Here is a 19,330-nt window from a genome sequence, read left to right on the forward strand (position 1 = left end):
TTGAAAAACGGAAATTATCTCGACAGATTCAAACGATTTAATGTTGGCAAGTTAGCAAAGAGCGGTTAAAGTTAAGTGATTAACTGCCTTGTACTGCCAATGTGAAATTTGTGAGTATTTTAAAACGATTACACCTCATCACCACAAACCAAGACACCACATTTGAAGAAAAAGTGACGGCGCTGCTGACACTTGGCCTCGATGTGTTTGAGCTTGATATTGCAATCGTCAGTGAAATTCAGGCTGATATATACACAGTAAGGCATGTGATCACCCCAGATAATTCTTTGTTGGTAGGTACGGATTTCGAACTGGCAAACACCTATTGCTGGCACACTTTACAAGCTGACAGCGCACTGTCTTTTCATCACGCTGGTATCAGCGAAATTGCCACTCACCCTTGCTACGCAAACTTTGGCCTAGAGAGCTACATTGGTGCGCCGATTATTGTTGATGGTAAACGCTATGGTACCGTCAACTTTTCCGCATCTAGTGCCAAAGCCCAAGCGTTCAGTCAAGAACACTTAGATTACGTGAGTTTATTAGGTCAATGGATTGGTGTTGAAATTTCTCGGCAAAAGGCGTTAAAAAAGATACAACACCGTTCACAAGCATTAGCAGCGATGAGCCGTCTTGCTGATATTGGCTCTTGGGAAGTCGATTTTAAAAAGAACAAAGTGTATTGGAGCCAACAAACGCGACTCATTCATGGCGTTGATGATAACTTTACACCAACACTCGACAATGCCATCAGCTTCTATAAACCCGGCGTTCACCAAGGAAACATTAAACAAGCCATAGACGACGCCATCACCTCCAAAACCAAATGGGACATAGAATCCATTATTATTGATGCCAACGGCAACGAAAAGTGGGTCGCCTCTCACGGTCAAGGTGAATATGAAAATGGCGAATGCGTTCGGGTTTTTGGTGCCATTCAAGATATAGATGAACAAGTCAAAATGCGTATTGCATTGGAGCAAAAGCGCGAAGAAGCGGAGCAACTTCTTAAAACCCGGAGTGAATTTATCGCCAAAATCAGCCATGAATTAAGAACCCCGCTGAACGGTTTAGTCGGCATGCTTCAAGCGTGCAGAAAAGAAACCGACATAAAAGAAATCAAGAGCAACCTGAGCGTTGCAGTCAACAGTGCAGATATGTTGATCACATTAATAAACGACGTATTAGACTTCAGTAAGCTAAATAGTAATAACCTGAAGCTAGACAATACTCCGTTTGATCTTCATCAGTTAGTCGAACAAGTTGTAGGCCTGTACAGTCCAGCCTGTCGCGAAAAAGGGCTTTCAATTAACTTCCACATTCATAAAAAAGGTACAAATTGGCTCTATTCAGATCCGACGCGAGTTAAACAAATTATTGCAAACCTCGTGAGTAACGCCATCAAATTTACACCAACGGGTAGTATCGATATTTATGCCGACGTGCTGGGAAGTGAAACTTCACCGGTTCTACAATTAAGTGTCTCAGACACAGGCATAGGGATTGCTAAGACCAATCAAGTACATCTTTTTCAGCCATTTAGCCAAGGCAATGCCAGTGTAAGTCGGCATTTTGGTGGTACTGGCCTTGGCCTTTCAATCGTATTTGAGCTCTGTAATTTGTTGCAAGGCGAAGTACAGGTAGAAAGTGAGTTGGGTAAAGGAAGTACCTTTGTCGTTACCTTCCCAATAGAGTTTGCAGACGAGGCCGACGACGTACAAGAACAAAAGACTGAAGAGCAGCATATTTCCTTATCAGAATGTAATATCCTGCTTGTAGATGATAATCAAATCAACGTACTGGTGATGGAAAAGTTACTGAATCAGTTTGGTGCAACTCACATCGACAAAGTCTATAACGGAGAGCAAGCCGTAAAATCATGCCAAGACAAAACCTTTGATATTGTGTTTATGGATTGCGTCATGCCGATTATGGATGGCTTCGAAGCCACTCGCAGTATTCGTAGGCTGTCAAAAGAGAAACGCCAAGGGCCGCACATTATTGCGTTGACCGCCAATACTTCAGAGTCGGATAAGGAAGCCTGTTATGAAGCTGGCATGAATAACTTCCTGTCCAAGCCTATTCAGCTCGACGCACTACGAGGCGCGCTTGAGCCCTTCACGCACAAAAAAGGAGCTTGACCTAGCTCCTTTTTCGTTATTACTCAGCGCTATTATTCCGCTGCTTTTTCTTTGCTCGCTTTAGTACCGTTACTGCTCTTCTTTGGTTGACCAGTGCGGTTAAAGATCCCTAAGCGAATGCGTATAAAGTGTAAAATCTCTCTCGCCACATCAATGTCTACAGCCTGTTCAAGCCCCTCAAAACCTGGACTTGAGTTTGCTTCACAAATTTTAAAATGCTCTTCATCGAATAATAAGTCGATGCCAGCGACATCCAGATTCAGGATATTAGCAGTTTGTGTTGCTAGCCATTCGATTTCAGGGGTGATCGGGTGTGGGCTACCTTTTGCACCTAAACTCACGTTGGCCTTAAAGTTCTTACCGCCAGAATTGCGCTCCATACACGCTACAGCACGGCCGCCAATGGTCAATACACGTAAGTCTCGACCATGACTCGACTTCACAAAACGCTGCAAAATGATATTTGCTTTTGGATTTGTTGCTTCAATAAGTTGCATCAAATCATCAAATTCACCGCGTGATTTAGACAAAAATACGCCGCTGCCCTGCGAGCCTGACAGCGTTTTAATCACGACTGGGAAACCAATTTGCTTCTCTACCAGTTCAATATTTACAGGGAACTTAACCAACATGGTTTTTGGTGTTGGTAAGTTTTGCTCTGCAAGGATCTGCTGCGCGTACAGCTTATCTTTTACGGTTTCGATAGACTGCGAAGAGTTAAAACAATGTACGCCTAAACGTTCAAGGTGACGAATAATCGCAAGCGTAAAGTAAGTCGTACCTGCACCCATACGCGGCAGTACAAAGTCAGGTAACGCAACCGGCTGACCATCGATTAGAATACTTTCTTCATCTTCTCTAGTTACCAATAGATCGAATTGATCAGGTGAGTAAACTTGAAGATCAATACCTTCTTCCTTTGCCACCGCCATCAATCTATCTATTTCATAAATTTCAGGTTTTAACAAACTGGCAGAGTCTTTGTAAATGATCCAACCGCGCATACGAATTGCCCCTTGAGTAGCGGAATAAGAGGGTCGCTGTCGACACGAATCGTTAAGTGAAAACACCTAAGCAGGTTCGTGTATCACCGGCCCCCAAACAAAAGCGCGATTATGTGGACTCACCAGAAAACAGTACAGCAAAATAAATTTATCGACACAATCTAAAAAACTACTCACGATTTTCAAAGTAAGATTGTGTCCCGTGGGCTTCCAAGGCGCTCTCAATACGTTTTAATGCCAGTTTGTATACGGCATCTCGCATTTCAAGCCCTTCATCACTTCGCAGCTGCCACGCTGCTTCAAATGCATTCGATAAATATTGCGCCAATTTATCTTGCACAGTTTGCTCGTCCCAAGCCTCTCCTTGGCGATTCTGACACCACTCAAAATAGCTTACGATGACGCCGCCGGCATTAGCTAAAATATCAGGGATAACTATCACGCCCTGTTCATGCAAGATTTCGTCGGCGTCCGCCTCAATGGGTCCATTGGCAATTTCGACAATATATTTTGCTGATACTGCTTTGGCGTTATCTCGGGTGATTGCGCCGGATAGTGCTGCGGGCACCAAAATGTCCACATCCAGCGCAAGCAGCTCTTCATTACTCAGCACTTTATGTTCAACGCTTTCACATACTGAATCATCACAGTACACGGCTTTAAGCGCCTTATTGCGTTGCTTTTCTTGATAAATGCTTTCTATATCTAAGCCATCTTTACAGTAAATCCCGCCTTTTGAATCGCTTACTGCAACGACTTTATAACCCGCTTGCTGCAATAGCCTTGCACAGTGATAGCCACCGTTACCAAAGCCTTGAATAGCTACCGTTTGTTCCGCTTTATTCCAATTATTTTTTTCACTAAGCCGCTCTATCATTAAAAATGCACCGCGACCCGTGGCGGACTCTCGCCCTTCACTCCCTCCAAAAATAAGCGGTTTACCAGTGATCACGGCTGGACTTTTTTTACGGACGATTTTCTCGTATTCGTCCATCATCCAGCCCATAATCCTAGCATTGGTGTACACATCCGGAGCAGGAATATCTTGATCGGGTCCAATAAAATCAGCATTAGCTCTGATGTATGCTCGAGCAAGGCGCTCAAGCTCCATGGGACTTAGTGATTTAGGATCAACGGTTACGGCACCTTTACCTCCACCAAATGGCACGCCAACCGCTGCACACTTTAGTGTCATCCAAAGGGCTAAAGCTTGCACCTCACTCATATCAGATTCTTGATGGAAGCGTATTCCGCCTTTTGTTGGGCCTAGCAAATCATTGTATTGACAACGATACGCCTTAAAATAATCAAGCTTACCGTTGTCACGACGAATTGAAATGTTGCTCGACAGCGTTCTTTGAGGCTGGGCTAACGCTTGATAGGTAGACTCGTTAACTCCTGTTTTTTCGACTATATGGTTTAATCTTTTCAACGCGTCTTTTAGTAGATCCGTACTCATCCTTTCCTCGCTTATTTTTTAATTCAACAAGTAATTGTATGAGTGCCTGGCGCAAAAAGATCAAGTCCATCAACAGGGATTAATAATTATGCGATTTCCTCTAAAAAGTAGGAAGGTGTATCATTTGGTGCTAATAAAAAGCATTGTTTCTTCGCTCTAGTTAACGCCACATAGAATAAGCGTCGCTCTTCTGCGTCAGGAAATGCCCCTTGTGCTGGTAAAAGCGCATCGACAAATGCTGGCGTTTTTACCTGTGACGGAAAGTTTCTATGCTTGAGACCAAATACTATCGTAAAGTCTGCTTCAGACCCTTTGGCACCGTGAAAGGTGTTATGTGAAATAATAAGCTCTGGATAGAGCTGCCGCCACTGCGCAATCTTTGATTTATCAGGTAATGCTCTGTGATTTCTTGCCAGTAAGGCAACGGAAGTTTTCCCTTCGTTGCGCTGCTCAATATGATTGAGCAGTTGTTGCGCCTGCGACAATTCATCATCAACCATCACTTTCACTACGCCCTGTCCTGCCACGCCTGTGGTATGAGAAGTGATATGCTTGGTTATTTGTTCTGGATTGCGGCAAATAAACTCACTCGCCGTGTCTAAAATGGTTTGAGGATAACGGAATGTTTTATCCAAGTATGTGGTCGTCGACTTTCCAAAATAGCGAGTAAATTCGGTTGTTAAGCGCATATCGCCACCACTAAAGCGATAAATAGCCTGCCAATCATCACCAACGGCGAACAATTGCGAGCCGGCTTTTTTATCTAGCAGCACCTGAATGAGCTTTGCCCGCACACGGGAAATGTCTTGAAATTCGTCGACCAAGATGAACTTCCACGGTGAAATAAACTGACCAGACTCTACGTAATAAATAGCCCGCTCCAGCATATCATCGAAATCAATGCTAGATTCATTGCTTAAATACAGCTGATATTCCGCAAGAACTGGCATTATCACACTCATTTGATTGCTAAATTGCGTCAGCAGTTGCTCAACCTCTCCCATGATTTGAGCATGCTTTATCAATGGTAATACCTGACTTATCAGGTCTATTGCCTGTGACGCTTGCTGTGTGCTCGAACTTTTCAGAAATAGTGCAAAATCTCGCTCAAAGTGGCTTTCTTGTCGCAACGACTGCACGGTGTCTGCAATAAATTGTTTAAATAGTTTTTTATCCGTTGCTAGATTTGAAATTGTCGGCTTTTCCCCGGTAACCGCTTCGATGATCTGCATGCCAAGCGAATGAAAGGTAGAGCAATTTAAGGTATTACAGAGAGGCCGACAGCGCTGACGCATCTCCGTCGCGGCATCATTACCATACGCAAGCAACAACAGCTCATTCGCCTGAGCTAATTTACGATGCAAGAGATACCCAACTTTGGCCTTGATAACGCTTGTCTTACCCGTGCCTGCGCCAGCAAGCAGTAATTGCCTGTCATCCTGGATCACACAAGCCTTACGCTGAGCTAGCGTAAGGGGATTTGATTCAATGCTGTCAAAAAAGTTAGCGTCTTTTGCCAAGTAGTGTTCGACAAAAGCAGACTGAAACTCAGCAATATCACGCTCATTCCAAACAGCAATTTCTCGTACCGTTGCTACTTGAGGCTTTAACGAACTTGGCACGATATTGTCATCTAGGTGCTGCCAGCTGGACCATAAGGCACCGCAAACATGACGTACTAGAGTTTGATTATGATGGCTGAGATATCGACGCGTTAATAACTGCTCGATTTTACGAATTTTGACTTGCAAGTGCTTGCCATGGTGTAAGATCCACAGTCGTTGCAATTGTTGCACTAACTCATCTGCACCTTGATTTTTAACACTTAACACATAGGTCTCGTGACCCTGTTTGATCAGGACTTTTTGAGCAAGCCAACCACGCTGAGGTGCTGGTGGAACTGTCATAGCGCTAAAGGGGATGAAACTGTCAGCAGATTTCGACTTAAGGTGGAGGCCTTCTTTCGTACATTTGGCACCACGTACCCCATAAAACAGCCGACTAAAGAGATGTAATGCTATCAATTGGTCAATCAGACAAAGTAATTCCGTTGCTGCCATGCTAGCACGAAACCCAAAAACGCGCTTAATGAAATTTTGTCATCGCTATTTATTTTTTATTAATTTCAACGAACTAATCTAATACCTAGCTAACAAATTGTGCGACTCAATATTTGAGAAGGCAGGCGAATAAGGCCTGCACATCAACATATCAAGCAGCTGTTACTGTAGTTAGCTTTGTTTTAGCCGCTAACGTTGCTTTACCAATCAGTACGAGCACCACGGCGCCAATAATCACAGGCGTAAATAAAAAGCTCCATCCCTCTAGTGCCAACATGATCAGTATTGGATTCGCGCCAGCCGGTGGGTGGGTGGTTTTTGTTACTAACATACTAAATACGCCAAGCCCCGTTGCTAATGCCAAAGTGAATTCGTTAACACCGATATACTGCGCAAAAATAATCCCGATTGTAGCGGTAATGATATGTCCAAAGATGACATTTTTAGGCTGCGCAAGTGGACTTTCAGGAACACCAAATACCAGCACTGCCGTCGCGCCCAAAGGTGCCATTAAAAAAATATGCTCAGCACTTATCGTTTGACTAAACGCCAATATTGCAATTGCGATAAACGCCCCTGCTCCAGCAATTAAAGCAAGTTGTATTTCTCTCATTGTATTCTTTCCCTTTTCAAAAGGTAGACCAACTTGTCTACCATGCAAATAGTAGACAAGTTGGTCTACTTCTGTCAACCTATAATCACGCCAATAAACATGACTGACTGATGAGTACAAAAAGACAACAACTGATCGATTGCGCAATGGGACTGTTCTATCAACATGGCATTCATGCCATTGGCATTAACGAAGTATTAAAGTCATCTGGCATTGCTAAAAAAACCCTGTACAACCATTTTGAGAGTAAAGAGGCGCTGGTGCTTGCAACACTTGAGCAGCGGCATCACCTATTTATATCTTGGTTATCTCGTTGCCTTGAAAATGCTCAAACGAATGAACAGCTCACAGAGCAGCTATTTTCAGCACTAGATCAGTGGATTAATAATAAAGTGGCGGTGCTGGGCGATTTCCGTGGTTGTTACTTTATTAACACGGCGGCAGAATTTGGTGAGCTTACCAATCCAATAAATCAACTATGCCAGCGGCACAAACTTGCGGTAAAAGCGTTACTGAAACAAGCGCTCAACGACGCTGATGACGCCGCTGTCGAGCGCTTGTTTCTATTGAGCGAAGGGATTATTTCAACGGCCTATACCTGTCATGATAGGGACGTGGCCAAGCGAGCACTCAAGAATTAAGGTATTTCTCCACTTCTGTAAAGCAAGATGCAAACTTGCTTGGTACAAACTCGATAATGTCATACCGAGCCACCTCGGCGACATAAAAGGGATCTTGACGAACAATATCAAGTAGCTCAGTTTTACTACTCGCCTTTGCCAAAATAACCCCACCAGTTCGTGGGATTTTTCTGCCAGAGGCGATAAAAGTACCATTGGCATAGAAGCGATCTAAAAACGCAATGTGAGGGGCGAGCAGCGGCTCTACCTGTTCAATTTCGGTAACATAAGTAAGATTAACAATAAATATTGAAGCTGACATTAAACTAGTTTCCTGTGAGATTATGGTTCTGATTTGGGTGCTTTTTTACGTTGTTCTTGTTTGGCTTTCGCGACATTTTTAAAAACGGGTGGTGGAATAGGAAAAAGAGAAATGAGCGGCATCAAAGCCAAAAATAGATAAGCGCCTTTTGGCATTTTTTTGGCCCATAGCACGACCTTAAAAAGTAAAAAGGACGCGATAAAAATCGCCGTAAATAACAACAATACTTCTGTGATCCCTATATCCATTATTATCTTCTCATCTATTCAATAAGCTGGATATGGAGATAAAATGGGTAAAAAGCAAGCGATATAAAACAAATAAGATAAGAACGAAAAAAGGCCCTGTGGGCCTTTGGATTTTAGTTACTTTGGGATAATCTGCGATCAGTACAGCATCGCAGAAACTGTGCTGTGATTATCAATCGCCATCGCGATACTTAGGACTGTGATATTGGCTATTGAGAATGCAAATACTTGCCTCGCCCAACCATGTAAATCTAAGTCTCTTTGGTATCCTTTTAGCGCCATCAATAACCACCAAAAACTGGTTGTACAGGCCACCGCCATAAATGCTATGCCGGTATAACCGCTAAGCGGCAGTAACATCACCACGAGTGCATAAATGGCGATATACAAAACAATGTGATGCTTGGCCTTTTCAATACCTTGCGCGACTGGCAACACCGGAATATTCGCGGCCCGGTAATCTTCAAAACGGAAAATCGCAATGGCATAAGAGTGCGGCATTTGCCAAAGACAAAACATCAATAATAAAATGGCAGCGCCAGAGTCAAACACCCCACTTACTGCGCAGTAACCAACCACAGGAGGCACTGCCCCTGACAGGCTACCAACCACCGTGCCATACACTGAGTTTCGTTTCATGTATAAGCTGTAAACACCGACATAAATAAAAAACCCAAATGCGGCAAAACCCAGCGCAATCCAATTGGTGAAATAGGCTAAGAGCCCAAAGCCAGATAATCCGAGTACCAGACTATGTGACAGTGCAGCAACTGAGGAAATTTCCCCAGTTACTGTCACACGAGTTTTAGTGCGAGCCATTGCCGCATCGATATCCCTGTCGATGACATTGTTAACTACACAACCTGACGCAACGACTAAAGATAGCCCCAGTAGAGTCAAGGCAAATAGCAGCCAATCAACTTCACCTCGAGAGGCCAATAAAAAGCCTCCTGCGACTGAAATCAAGTTTCCCATAATGATCCCAGGTTTTGTCACCTGAAAATAACGACGCAGCATGACTACTCTCCTGTTAATACATCATCATGGCGTTCGATTCGTAGATGATCCAGACCGACAGCCCCACTACCATCACAATAATCAACGCACTAAAGATAAAGGAAAGCGTGCTTGCCTTGCCTTCTTCCGTAACAAAGTTCAGGTGTAAAAAGTACTTCAGGTGCACCCAAATTTGCACTAACGCCGTTGTCACTAACGTCCAAAATGTCGTGCTAGATGACAAGCTGCCACTCATCACGGCAGCAAAAGGAATGGCTGTCAAAATAACGGATAGCACAAAGCCAATTAGATACGACTTCACACTTCCGTGGCTGTCGTGTTCATGCTCATGAACATCCATCTGTGCTAACGCTTGAGATCCACTATGGCTCATTACATTGCCCCCATTAAATAAACAACGGTAAATACACAGATCCACACGATATCTAAAAAGTGCCAGAACAAGCTTAAGCAGCTCAAACGCGTTACCGTTTGTGGTTTAAGACCACGGCGTGTCACTTCAATCATCATCACAGTCATCCAAATCAAGCCTGCCGTCACGTGCATGCCGTGCAGACCCACCAATGAGAAGAAAGAAGTCAGAAAAGCACTATGCTGCGGTCCATGACCATGTACTATTAAGTGATGGAATTCATACACTTCCATACCAATAAACACCGCACCAAAGGCAAATGTCACCGCAAGCCAAGATAAGGTTTGCGACTTTTTCTGTTTGTTTGCCGCTATCATGGCAAACCCAAAGGTAATACTACTTAACAGTAAGGCCGCGGTTTCAACCGCAACAAAGCCCAGCTCGAATATGTCTTTGCCAGACACGCCACCTGCCGTGTTCATGTACAATACGGCATAAGTGGCAAAGAACGAAGCAAACAACAAACAGTCCGTCATCAGATATAGCCAAAAACCGAATACGGTATTTGAACCTGTGTCATGATCTGCATGCTCGTGAGCATCTTCTAACGCATGCAGCGTAGCGGGAGTAATTGCACTCATGAATTAACCCTCCTGTAATGCGCGAGAAAGGTGGGCAGACTCAATCTGCTCAATCTCGTCAACCTGAACATAATAATCAACGTCGCTGGTGTAACAACGCTTAATAAATACCGCGATAGCACTGACAAAACCCACCGCCGCTAACCACCAAATATGCCAAATCATGGCAAAGCAAAACACGGTCAATGACGCGCTGATAAGCACTCCAGCCGGGGTATTTTTTGGCATGTGAATAGGCTGATAATGTGCAGGCTTTTGATATGCCTGTCCCTGCTCTTTCATTTCTGTCCAAGCGTCAATATCGTCAACTACAGGGGTTTTCGCGAAATTGTAGTACTGCGGAGGAGAGTCCGTTGACCATTCCAGAGTATGCCCATTCCACGGATCGCCTGTGGTGTCTTGCAATTGCTCGCGGTTTTTGTAGCTCACCACTAGCTGTACCACTTGGAAAATTATCCCAAACATAATGATAAAGGCACCAATACACGCGATGTATAGCCAAATGTTCCACTCTGGCGTGTTGGTATGATTAAGACGACGTGTCATGCCCAAGAAGCCGAGCACATAAAGCGGCATAAAGGCCACAAAAAAGCCAACCAGCCAGCACCAGAATGAGGCTTTCCCCCAACGCTCATCAAGCTTGTAACCCATAACTTTAGGGAACCAGTAAGCAAAACCCGCTAGATAACCAAACACTGCCCCACCGATAATGGTGTTATGGAAATGTGCAATTAGGAAAAGACTGTTGTGAAGCACATAATCCGCGCCAGGAATTGCAAGCAGTACGCCAGTCATCCCACCTACGGTAAAGGTCACCATAAACCCTAACGTCCAAAGGACCGGCACCGTGATCCGCAAACGACCGCGATACATGGTAAATAACCAGTTAAAGAGTTTTACCCCCGTCGGGACCGCAATGACCATCGTCATGACCCCAAAGAAAGCATTAACATTGGCGCTTGAACCCATAGTAAAGAAGTGATGTAGCCAAACAATGAAGCCCAAAATAGAAATCGCACCGCTGGCATACACCATCGACTTATAGCCAAACAGGCGTTTGCCTGTAAAGGTTGAAATAATTTCTGAGAAAATCCCAAACGCAGGCAAAATCAAAATATAAACTTCAGGGTGACCCCATGCCCAGAACAGATTGATATACATCATGGCATTACCACCGGCTTCATTGGTGAAGAAGTGGAAATCCATATAACGGTCAAGCGTTAGCATCGCGAGCACCGCAGTAAGAATTGGGAAAGACGCAGCAACTAGGATATTTGCCCAAGTACAAGTCCAAGTAAAAATAGGCATTTTCATTAGCGTCATGCCAGGTGCACGCATCTTAAATACGGTTACCAAGAAATTCACGGCAGTGAGCAATGTCCCAAGCCCGGATATTTGCAGTGCCCAAATATAGTAATCCACTCCGACGCCGGGACTAAACGACAACTCCGACAATGGCGGATACGCCACCCAACCGGTTTTTGCAAACTCACCAAATGCCAAGGACAAGTTGATCAGAATTGCCCCGCCCGCCGTCAACCAAAAACTGAGGTTATTCAAAAACGGAAAAGCAACATCTCTAGCACCAATTTGCAGTGGCAAGATGATATTCATCAAACCAATCATAAATGGCATCGCCATAAAGATGATCATGATCACCCCGTGTGCAGTGAAGATCTGGTCATAGTGCTCAGGAGGTAAGTAACCGGCAGCGCCGCTTGTGGCCATCGCCAACTGTGTACGCATCATGATGGCGTCGGCAAAACCACGCATTAACATAATTAATGCCAAGATAATGTACATCACGCCTAGGCGTTTATGATCGATTGAAGTAATCCAATCGTGCCACAGCACGCCCCATTTTTTGTGTTTTGTGACCATTGCAGCCACAATTAGACCAACAATCGCCACTACAGCCAACGTCACCATAATGATGGGTTCGTGATAAGGGATTGCCTCGATGGATAATTTACCAAACAACGACATAATTACTCCTCAGCCTTGCCGTGATGTGGATGCGCAGCATGCTCTGGTTTGGCGTAATAACTCATTTCGCCATGGCCCTGCATGTACTTCATAACTATGGTGTGGAATAAACCCTGCTCTACCGAGCCAAAATATTCAACGGGGTGATATTCCGAAGGCTTAGCCAGCTTCGCATAACGACCAGCGGTTAACGCTTCACCGTTAGCTTTGACATCGGCAACCCAGTTATCAAAACTTGCTTGATCTTTGGTCGCAATGGCATCGAACTTCATACCCGTAAAGCCCGCTCCACTGTAATTAGCAGAAAAGCCTTTGAACGTCCCCGGCTCGTTGGCAATCAGGTGAAGCTGTGTTTCCATCCCAGCCATCGAGTAGATTTGGCTACCAAGCTGTGGAATGAAAAAAGAGTTCATGGTGCTTTCGGAAGTGATTTTGTACTCCACTGGTACATTCGCTGGAAACACCAACTCATTCACTGTAGCAATGCCTTGCTCAGGATAGATAAATAACCACTTCCAGTTTAGCGATACCACCTGAACAGTGAGGTGTTCACCCTTACCTTCCAACGGCTTGTACGGATCAAGTGATTGTGTAGAGCGCCAAGTGATAACCCCAAGTACAATAATAATCACAATCGGAATGGTCCAAACCACGGCTTCTATTTTGTTAGAGTGAGCCCATTTAGGTGCATAGATCTCGTGGTCACGACCGTCTCGGTACTTCCACGCAAAATATAAGGTAAGAATAATAACTGGTACTACAACGAGTAACATCAGTACAGTGGCAATGATGATCAAGGACTTCTCATCCATGCCAATTTGCCCCTTGGGATCTAAAATGCCACCACTACAGCCGGTGAGCATAAGCCCCAATGAAGCGAACGCATAATTCACAACACTACGTTTATTCAATTGATTACCCTTCAACGATAAGCTGCGGCTCGAACTTCAAGCACGCTGAGTATCTATTTGTGCAAGCTATGCTGCACAAGTTCGAATTGCACTGTATCCATCAGGGAAAATGCATTAGTGAAGGGAAATGCTCCTTTGATACCAGTCACTAACCATTTACCAAATAATCGATACAGTAAACGGACAATCACATTTGCTAAGCTTACAATTCTCCCTAAAAGGGCTGTAAGTAGCCGATTAATGTAATTGAAACTGAATTGCTGACTGCTGATCCAAATCGCGTAAATCAAACGCCCTGGACTCAAATATTACGATTACGCAAACAGGCAGCGGTATCAAAAAGGAGGAGCACGACAACCATGTGCGCTAGGCACCGGTTGAGGTTGAATAGCCTCAGTAGAGGCGAATGCCGTTTTACGCAGGACAACGCCAGCGCGTGTAGGCAAAATAGTATGGAAAACTAACCAATAAAGACCTATCAATAATTGTAATGACAAGATAGGCTGAGCCCAAAACTCTCCGAGCATCACCAAAACAGAGTCAGGTAGTGAATTATCTGCAAAAAGTGCTTCTAATTCAGCTACATCACCTAGCATGCCAGTGAATAATAATGCCGCGTTAAACATCATCAATGCGCTTAGCACACTGAAAATACGACCGAATAACTGCGCACGCGTCATCGCACAACCTTGATAGGTTGTGTCGTTAGTAGTAGCAGTTTGTCGAGCATAGCTTAACAGTGGCACAGATTATCCTGATGTTTTTATCTTGATAGAATTGATTAGTTCAGAACTTTCAGTCTAAACTGAAAATTCGCAGCGAGTATAACAAAGTCGCTATTCGATTCAAGCGATATCTGCAATGATCTATATCAAATTTCCTTAATCTATCTCTAACCTTCATCCTTCTCTAAGACAAAATACTTAAACACACTTATTGGAAATAGTTCTCATTCACAATTATTTACAAAACGTGAATGTTAACATTTTTATTAACTATCAATTAGATAGCCGTCTGCACGGCTTAACACCTTATTCATCTTTTGTTCATGCTATTTATTTTTGGTTCGTTCTAAGTATGATCCTCGCCAACTGACATCGCTGTCATTTTAACTAATTCTTTGTTACTAGAGGAACTCATGAAGCAGCTGAATAAACTCTTAGGTTTGATGAAAGTGCCCAATAAACTCAGACTCAGTCTGCTTTTGTCTGTCGTGATCATTACCCTTGTGCAACTCTCATCAGCACTCGTTTTACGAGACAGCTTAACGCAAGAAAGACACATTAATGCAAAAAATCTAATGGAAACCACAATTGCACAACTTAATATGGTTGCCACCGAGGCCTCGCTCACCCCACAACAAAGACAAGAAAAAATAAAAAAGCTCATTGATGCCGCACGCTATGGTGATGCAGGTTACTTCTTCTTATTCGACCTAGATGGGAATATGGTAACACACCCCATTAAGCCACTGCTCAATGGCACCTCAATGACTCACCATCATGAACGCTTTATTCGCGAAGCATTCAGCCAGTTCGTCGTCATTGCGAATCAAAATCAACAAGGTTTTGCCCAATACCAATGGCCAAAACCGGGGACAAAGGAGCTTGAGGGCAAGCTTTCTTATATTGTTAACTTAGGGCACTATAACTGGGCAATTGGGACAGGCATTTACCTTCAAGACGTTGAAGAACAGTTTTATGACCGACTCATGTTGATGACTGCTGAAACGCTCGGCTATGCGATATTACTTATTTTCCTCTCGAGCTTGATCAGCAAAAATATTACCAAGCCACTGGATAAGCTCACCCGTACTATGGAACTTATTTCAGCGCAAAAAGACCTCACCATTGCACTGAAAAGCCACGGTAAAGACGAGCTTGCCCAAATGGCTATCGCATTTAATAAAATGAACTTGCATTTTCGTGATGTACTGCATGATATCAACGAAAACACCCATTCTTTGGCTTCCCAAGCAGAGGAGTTATCCTGTATTACCGAGCAGATCCAAGCTGGTATTGGACAACAAAACAGTGAAACAGAATCAGTGCAAAACCGCATGCAATCGCTTAATCAAGTGGCACAAGCTGTCAATAATGAGTCAAAGCGTGCGCTTGATAAAGTGACAGAGACAACCACACTGACGACCCAAGGGCTGACGCATGTAGACGAAAATGTAGCAGTCATAGCGCATGCCTCTCGTAGCGTCGACTCAGCGCAACAAGCTGTGCTCGAACTACAACGCTCATCAACCGAGATTGGTGCAGTACTTGACGTCATCAAAAAAGTGGCAGATCAAACTAATTTATTAGCATTGAATGCGGCCATCGAGGCTGCGAGAGCAGGAGAACAAGGTCGCGGTTTTGCCGTGGTGGCCGATGAGGTAAGAACACTGGCCCAGCGTACGCAACAATCTACCGATGACATTCAAGCGATCATTGATAAACTGCACAATGGCGTCGCCACAACCGTTGAAGAAATGGAGAGCTGCCGTGCAGCATCCGAACAAAGCCTCAAAGTGAGCCAAGAATGTAAGCACGCACTAGAACAAATCAACCTCTCCATCGCAACCGTGCATGATATTAACGTTAATATCGCCACTTGGAGTGAAAAGCAATCCGAAGATCTTAATGACATGACTGACAACATCAGTGGTATCGCAACAGTGGCAAACCAAACCGCCCTTGGCGCTGAACACACCAAAGCGTCGAGCCAGCAATTAAGCGAAATGTCACAACGACTCTCGCAAATGGTCAATGAATTCAAGGTGTGACCTTGCACCTATTCGCATAGGCGGAAGTGCGTACTTCCGCTGAGAAATGTCGGGTAGTAAGGGGGGGGTTAGCGCGCCAGTCACAAACTGCTCGGCGGGTAAACCGTCTCCTACCAGACTGGTTTTACTTCGGAGTAGGAGCTGCTTTACGCAGCGATCTTTAAAAGCCATCGCCACACAACCCCACCTAACAAAATCCACAGCGATTAATCAGCATAAGGGTAATGAACATGACGCTGCTCTTGTAATTTCATACCCAAATATTCAAAGGTTCCCACCAGCATCTCAGTAAATGGTGCCGGTGCTTTCTCTTGGCATGAGGTTGATAAAATCGAAAACTGCTTTTCGCGCAGTGCTCTAAGCTCAGGCTTTAGTGCTTCGATGTCCATAAAGTCGGTTATTCTGTCGATAAATGCCTTCATTCTGGGTGTCACTGCATACCAATAAACGGGGGATGCAAAAATGATGTGCTCAAAACCAAGTACCCATCTAAAAAGGTTAACAAAGTCATCATCACTGTGAGAGTGTTTGTAGCAATACTCACCAATTTTATAACGGTCTAAATAGATGAGCTCAGCTCTTTTTTCTTCTGCTAGTGCCTTTGCAGATTGGTAGGTATTTCCATTGGGGTTTGAGCTTGAGTAAATAACGACTGTTTTCATAATCTTCAATTCCAGTTGCACTAATAATAAATTGGGTGCTACCTTAAAACCTCACCTTAAGTTAAGGTAAAGTACTAATTTATGAAAACTGAAAAATTATTAAGAGACGAGCCCAACCTCAGTGTCGGTAAGGTTGCCCAAAGAGCTGACGTTGCGGTGTCTGCTCTGCATTTCTATGAGAACAAAGGGCTTATTCGTAGTTGGCGTAATAACGGTAATCAACGCCGTTATAAAAAGGATGTGTTGCGTCGAATTGCCATTATTAAAGCTGGCCAAAAAATGGGGATAACCCTAGGGGAGATAAAAGAAACCCTTGATACTCTGCCCGACTCAAGAACACCAACTAAAGCGGACTGGGCCAAACTTTCTACAGCCTGGCAAGCAAAGCTGGACGAAAAAATCGCTTACATGCAACGTTTAAGAGACTATGTCGATGGTTGCATTGGCTGTGGCTGTTTGTCGATGAAATCATGCCCTATCTACAACCCCGATGACATCGTTGCCAAAGAGGCTAACGGTGCGGTGTGGTTGGATGAGCCAGACAAAGCAAATAAAGCAAAATCTTGTTATGATAGCGAAAACCATTAAATAGGACACAATAATGAAAAAGACTGCCTTGTGCATGGCGCTAGCCATGGCAATGGGCCTGACTGGCTGCTCACTTTCTCCTTCGTCTGTCGAGACGACGCCTTCAGCTTCACAGCAAACAGTAGCAACAAATGCACAATTCGCTGACTTTTCTCAGCAGTTTATCAATGACTTATGGAAACAGTACCCAGAAGCGTCGCTCTGGGCAGGCTTTGGCAAGTACGACGATATTATCACTGTACCAACCCAAGCGACTCGTGATGCAAGTGTTGCCTTCTCTCAGGCGCAACTGGCTAAGTTACAACAGTTCGACCTTGCTAACTTAAGCAATAGTCAAAAAATCGATTATCACTTGATTGAAAATCGCCTAAAACGCGATATCTGGCATATTGAAACCTTCAAAAGCTGGCAGTGGAATCCGTCAAACTACAATGTTTCTTATGGCTTTGCGACGATACTCAATAGCCGCTTTAAAACGGATGACGAAAAGCTCAAGCTCGTTTTAGCACGTCTTCAATATGTGCCAGCGTATTATGAAGCAGCACAAAACAATATTAACAATCCAACGCTCGAATATACTCAGCTTGCGATTGCACAAAACCAAGGCGCATTTAGTGTATTAAACGACGAGTTGCTTGATAAACTCGCGACTTCATTATTAACAGCCGAGGAAAAAGCCCTATTCAAGCAGCGCTTCGCTGCCGCGAAATCTGCCATCAATGGATATGTATCTTACCTTAGCAACCTTGAAAAAGAGTTAAGCGAAAACGGTAATGCGCGCTCATTTAGAATTGGTGAGAAGCTGTACGAAGAAAAATTTGCCTTTGATATTCAGTCTGGCTACACCGCCAAGCAAATGTATGAAAAGGCAATGGCCGACAAAGCCCGTGTTACTAATGAAATGGTTAAGATTGTTGATCAACTCTGGCCAACGTATTTTGCTGACAAGCCACGCCCAAAATCTGACATTGATGCGATTGCCACGCTTATCAAGCACCTTTCAGTCAAACACGTAAAGCGTGAAAACTTTGTGAGCGAAATCAAGGCGCAAATTCCAGAGCTTGAAAAGTTTGTGATGGAAAAGGATCTCATCACGCTAGACCCTGAAAAGCCGCTAGTTGTTCGCGAAACGCCTGAATATATGCGCGGCTTTGCTGGCGCTTCAATCAGTGCTCCGGGCCCATACGACAAAAAGGAGAACACCTATTATAACGTGTCTCCGCTGGACTCAATGAGCGACGAGCAAGCTGAATCGTATCTACGTGAATACAACCATTGGATCCTGCAGATCCTAAATATTCATGAAGCCGTGCCAGGCCATTACACTCAGTTGGTTTACTCTAACGAATCTCCGTCTTTGGTGAAGAGTATCTTAAGCAATGGCGCGATGATTGAAGGATGGGCAGTATACACTGAGCGCATGATGCTAGAAGAAGGCTATGGTAACTTTGAGCCTGAAATGTGGTTAATGTACTACAAGTGGAATCTACGTGTGATCTGTAACACTATCCTAGATTACGGTATCCAAGTAAAAGGAATAAGCAAAGAAGAAGGCTTAGATCTGCTGATGAATGGGGCTTTCCAAGAGCGTGCAGAAGCCGAAGGTAAATGGCGCCGTGCAACCTTGAGCCAAGTACAATTAACCAGCTATTACTCTGGTTATCGCGAAATTTACGACTTCCGTGAAACGCAAAAACAAAAGCTTGGAAAGGAATTTGACTTAAAGACATTCCACGAAGAGTTCTTAAGCTTTGGTAGTGCTCCGGTGAAGTATATCCGCCAGTTAATGGCAAAGTAACATAATAATGTCGGCCTCATGGCCGGCATTAATTTTCGAAAAATTGATATCACCCGTTAGTCGGCCTTTAGGCCGACTAACGTTTAAACCTAAAGGGTACCCTTTAAACCCAAAGACTGCCCTTTAAACGTTGGG

18 protein-coding genes are annotated in these 19,330 nt (G+C 44.1%); 5 read left to right on the forward strand and 13 right to left on the reverse strand.

Features of this window, described 5'->3' with window-relative positions; translation table 11 throughout:
- The first annotated feature begins 110 nt into the window (after positions 1–110).
- Positions 111–2,141 (forward strand): ATP-binding protein, encoded by a 2,031-nt coding sequence (locus L1271_RS12915; protein ID WP_235368015.1) that lies wholly within the window; start codon positions 111–113, stop codon positions 2,139–2,141.
- A gap of 32 nt (positions 2,142–2,173) precedes the next feature.
- Here the strand turns inward: L1271_RS12915 and L1271_RS12920 are convergent, their stop codons facing one another.
- From L1271_RS12920 to L1271_RS12935, 4 genes are all read right to left on the reverse strand, one after another.
- Entirely contained in the window at positions 2,174–3,145 is a 972-nt protein-coding gene (locus L1271_RS12920; RefSeq protein ID WP_102056561.1) for an ATP-grasp domain-containing protein, read from the reverse strand.
- Positions 3,146–3,314: 169 nt separating this feature from the next.
- Positions 3,315–4,604, reverse strand: coding sequence for a Glu/Leu/Phe/Val family dehydrogenase (locus L1271_RS12925; protein WP_235368016.1), 1,290 nt, complete (start codon positions 4,602–4,604; stop codon positions 3,315–3,317).
- A gap of 86 nt (positions 4,605–4,690) precedes the next feature.
- Positions 4,691–6,664: a UvrD-helicase domain-containing protein gene (locus tag L1271_RS12930; RefSeq protein ID WP_235368017.1), complete on the reverse strand. Its 1,974-nt coding sequence runs from the start codon at positions 6,662–6,664 to the stop codon at positions 4,691–4,693.
- A 151-nt stretch (positions 6,665–6,815) separates the two neighbouring features.
- Positions 6,816–7,277 (reverse strand): HPP family protein, encoded by a 462-nt coding sequence (locus tag L1271_RS12935; protein ID WP_235368018.1) that lies wholly within the window; start codon positions 7,275–7,277, stop codon positions 6,816–6,818.
- A 110-nt stretch (positions 7,278–7,387) separates the two neighbouring features.
- On the opposite strand from L1271_RS12935, the gene L1271_RS12940 reads away from it, so the two are divergent.
- Positions 7,388–7,918 carry a TetR/AcrR family transcriptional regulator gene (locus L1271_RS12940; RefSeq protein WP_235368019.1) on the forward strand — a complete coding sequence of 177 codons (531 nt, stop codon included), beginning with the start codon at positions 7,388–7,390 and terminating at the stop codon, positions 7,916–7,918.
- Here L1271_RS12940 and L1271_RS12945 read toward each other — a convergent pair.
- The 8 genes from L1271_RS12945 to L1271_RS12980 all read right to left on the reverse strand — a co-directional run bounded on the left by L1271_RS12945 (position 7,908) and on the right by L1271_RS12980 (position 14,120).
- Positions 7,908–8,219 carry a YciI family protein gene (locus tag L1271_RS12945; RefSeq protein WP_235368020.1) on the reverse strand — a complete coding sequence of 104 codons (312 nt, stop codon included), beginning with the start codon at positions 8,217–8,219 and terminating at the stop codon, positions 7,908–7,910. The two genes, L1271_RS12940 and L1271_RS12945, sit on opposite strands and share 11 nt — an antisense overlap.
- A gap of 20 nt (positions 8,220–8,239) precedes the next feature.
- Positions 8,240–8,467, reverse strand: a complete 228-nt coding sequence (locus L1271_RS12950) for a hypothetical protein (protein WP_017218863.1) — start codon at positions 8,465–8,467, stop codon at positions 8,240–8,242.
- Between the two features lie 138 nt (positions 8,468–8,605).
- Positions 8,606–9,484 carry a heme o synthase gene (gene cyoE, locus L1271_RS12955; protein ID WP_102056557.1) on the reverse strand — a complete coding sequence of 293 codons (879 nt, stop codon included), beginning with the start codon at positions 9,482–9,484 and terminating at the stop codon, positions 8,606–8,608.
- A 13-nt stretch (positions 9,485–9,497) separates the two neighbouring features.
- A complete protein-coding gene (gene cyoD, locus L1271_RS12960) occupies positions 9,498–9,857 on the reverse strand; it encodes a cytochrome o ubiquinol oxidase subunit IV (RefSeq protein ID WP_039492345.1) in 360 nt (119 codons plus the stop codon).
- Positions 9,857–10,477, reverse strand: a complete 621-nt coding sequence (cyoC, locus tag L1271_RS12965; RefSeq protein ID WP_010606488.1) for a cytochrome o ubiquinol oxidase subunit III — start codon at positions 10,475–10,477, stop codon at positions 9,857–9,859. Before cyoC ends, cyoD begins: the two co-directional genes overlap by 1 nt.
- Positions 10,478–10,480: 3 nt before the next feature.
- On the reverse strand, positions 10,481–12,463 hold the full coding sequence (gene cyoB / locus L1271_RS12970; RefSeq protein WP_095729936.1) for a cytochrome o ubiquinol oxidase subunit I: 1,983 nt from the start codon (positions 12,461–12,463) through the stop codon (positions 10,481–10,483).
- A 2-nt stretch (positions 12,464–12,465) separates the two neighbouring features.
- Positions 12,466–13,326 (reverse strand): ubiquinol oxidase subunit II, encoded by an 861-nt coding sequence (gene cyoA, locus L1271_RS12975; protein ID WP_442960382.1) that lies wholly within the window; start codon positions 13,324–13,326, stop codon positions 12,466–12,468.
- 383 nt (positions 13,327–13,709) lie between these two features.
- Entirely contained in the window at positions 13,710–14,120 is a 411-nt protein-coding gene (locus L1271_RS12980) for a hypothetical protein (protein ID WP_235368022.1), read from the reverse strand.
- Positions 14,121–14,512: 392 nt separating this feature from the next.
- On the opposite strand from L1271_RS12980, the gene L1271_RS12985 reads away from it, so the two are divergent.
- Complete coding sequence (locus tag L1271_RS12985; protein WP_235368023.1) at positions 14,513–16,147, forward strand: methyl-accepting chemotaxis protein; 1,635 nt, start codon at positions 14,513–14,515, stop codon at positions 16,145–16,147.
- A gap of 206 nt (positions 16,148–16,353) precedes the next feature.
- Here L1271_RS12985 and L1271_RS12990 read toward each other — a convergent pair whose 3' ends face one another.
- On the reverse strand, positions 16,354–16,809 hold the full coding sequence (locus L1271_RS12990; RefSeq protein ID WP_088530936.1) for a flavodoxin family protein: 456 nt from the start codon (positions 16,807–16,809) through the stop codon (positions 16,354–16,356).
- 81 nt (positions 16,810–16,890) lie between these two features.
- Between L1271_RS12990 and soxR the strand changes: the two genes are divergently transcribed.
- Both soxR and L1271_RS13000 read left to right on the forward strand, forming a co-directional pair.
- Positions 16,891–17,397, forward strand: a complete 507-nt coding sequence (soxR, locus tag L1271_RS12995) for a redox-sensitive transcriptional activator SoxR (protein ID WP_010375466.1) — start codon at positions 16,891–16,893, stop codon at positions 17,395–17,397.
- Between the two features lie 13 nt (positions 17,398–17,410).
- Complete coding sequence (locus L1271_RS13000) at positions 17,411–19,195, forward strand: DUF885 domain-containing protein (protein WP_010606482.1); 1,785 nt, start codon at positions 17,411–17,413, stop codon at positions 19,193–19,195.
- The last annotated feature ends 135 nt before the right edge of the window (positions 19,196–19,330 follow it).

Source organism: Pseudoalteromonas sp. OF5H-5, assembly GCF_021530695.1.
Classification (GTDB): Bacteria; Pseudomonadota; Gammaproteobacteria; order Enterobacterales; family Alteromonadaceae; genus Pseudoalteromonas.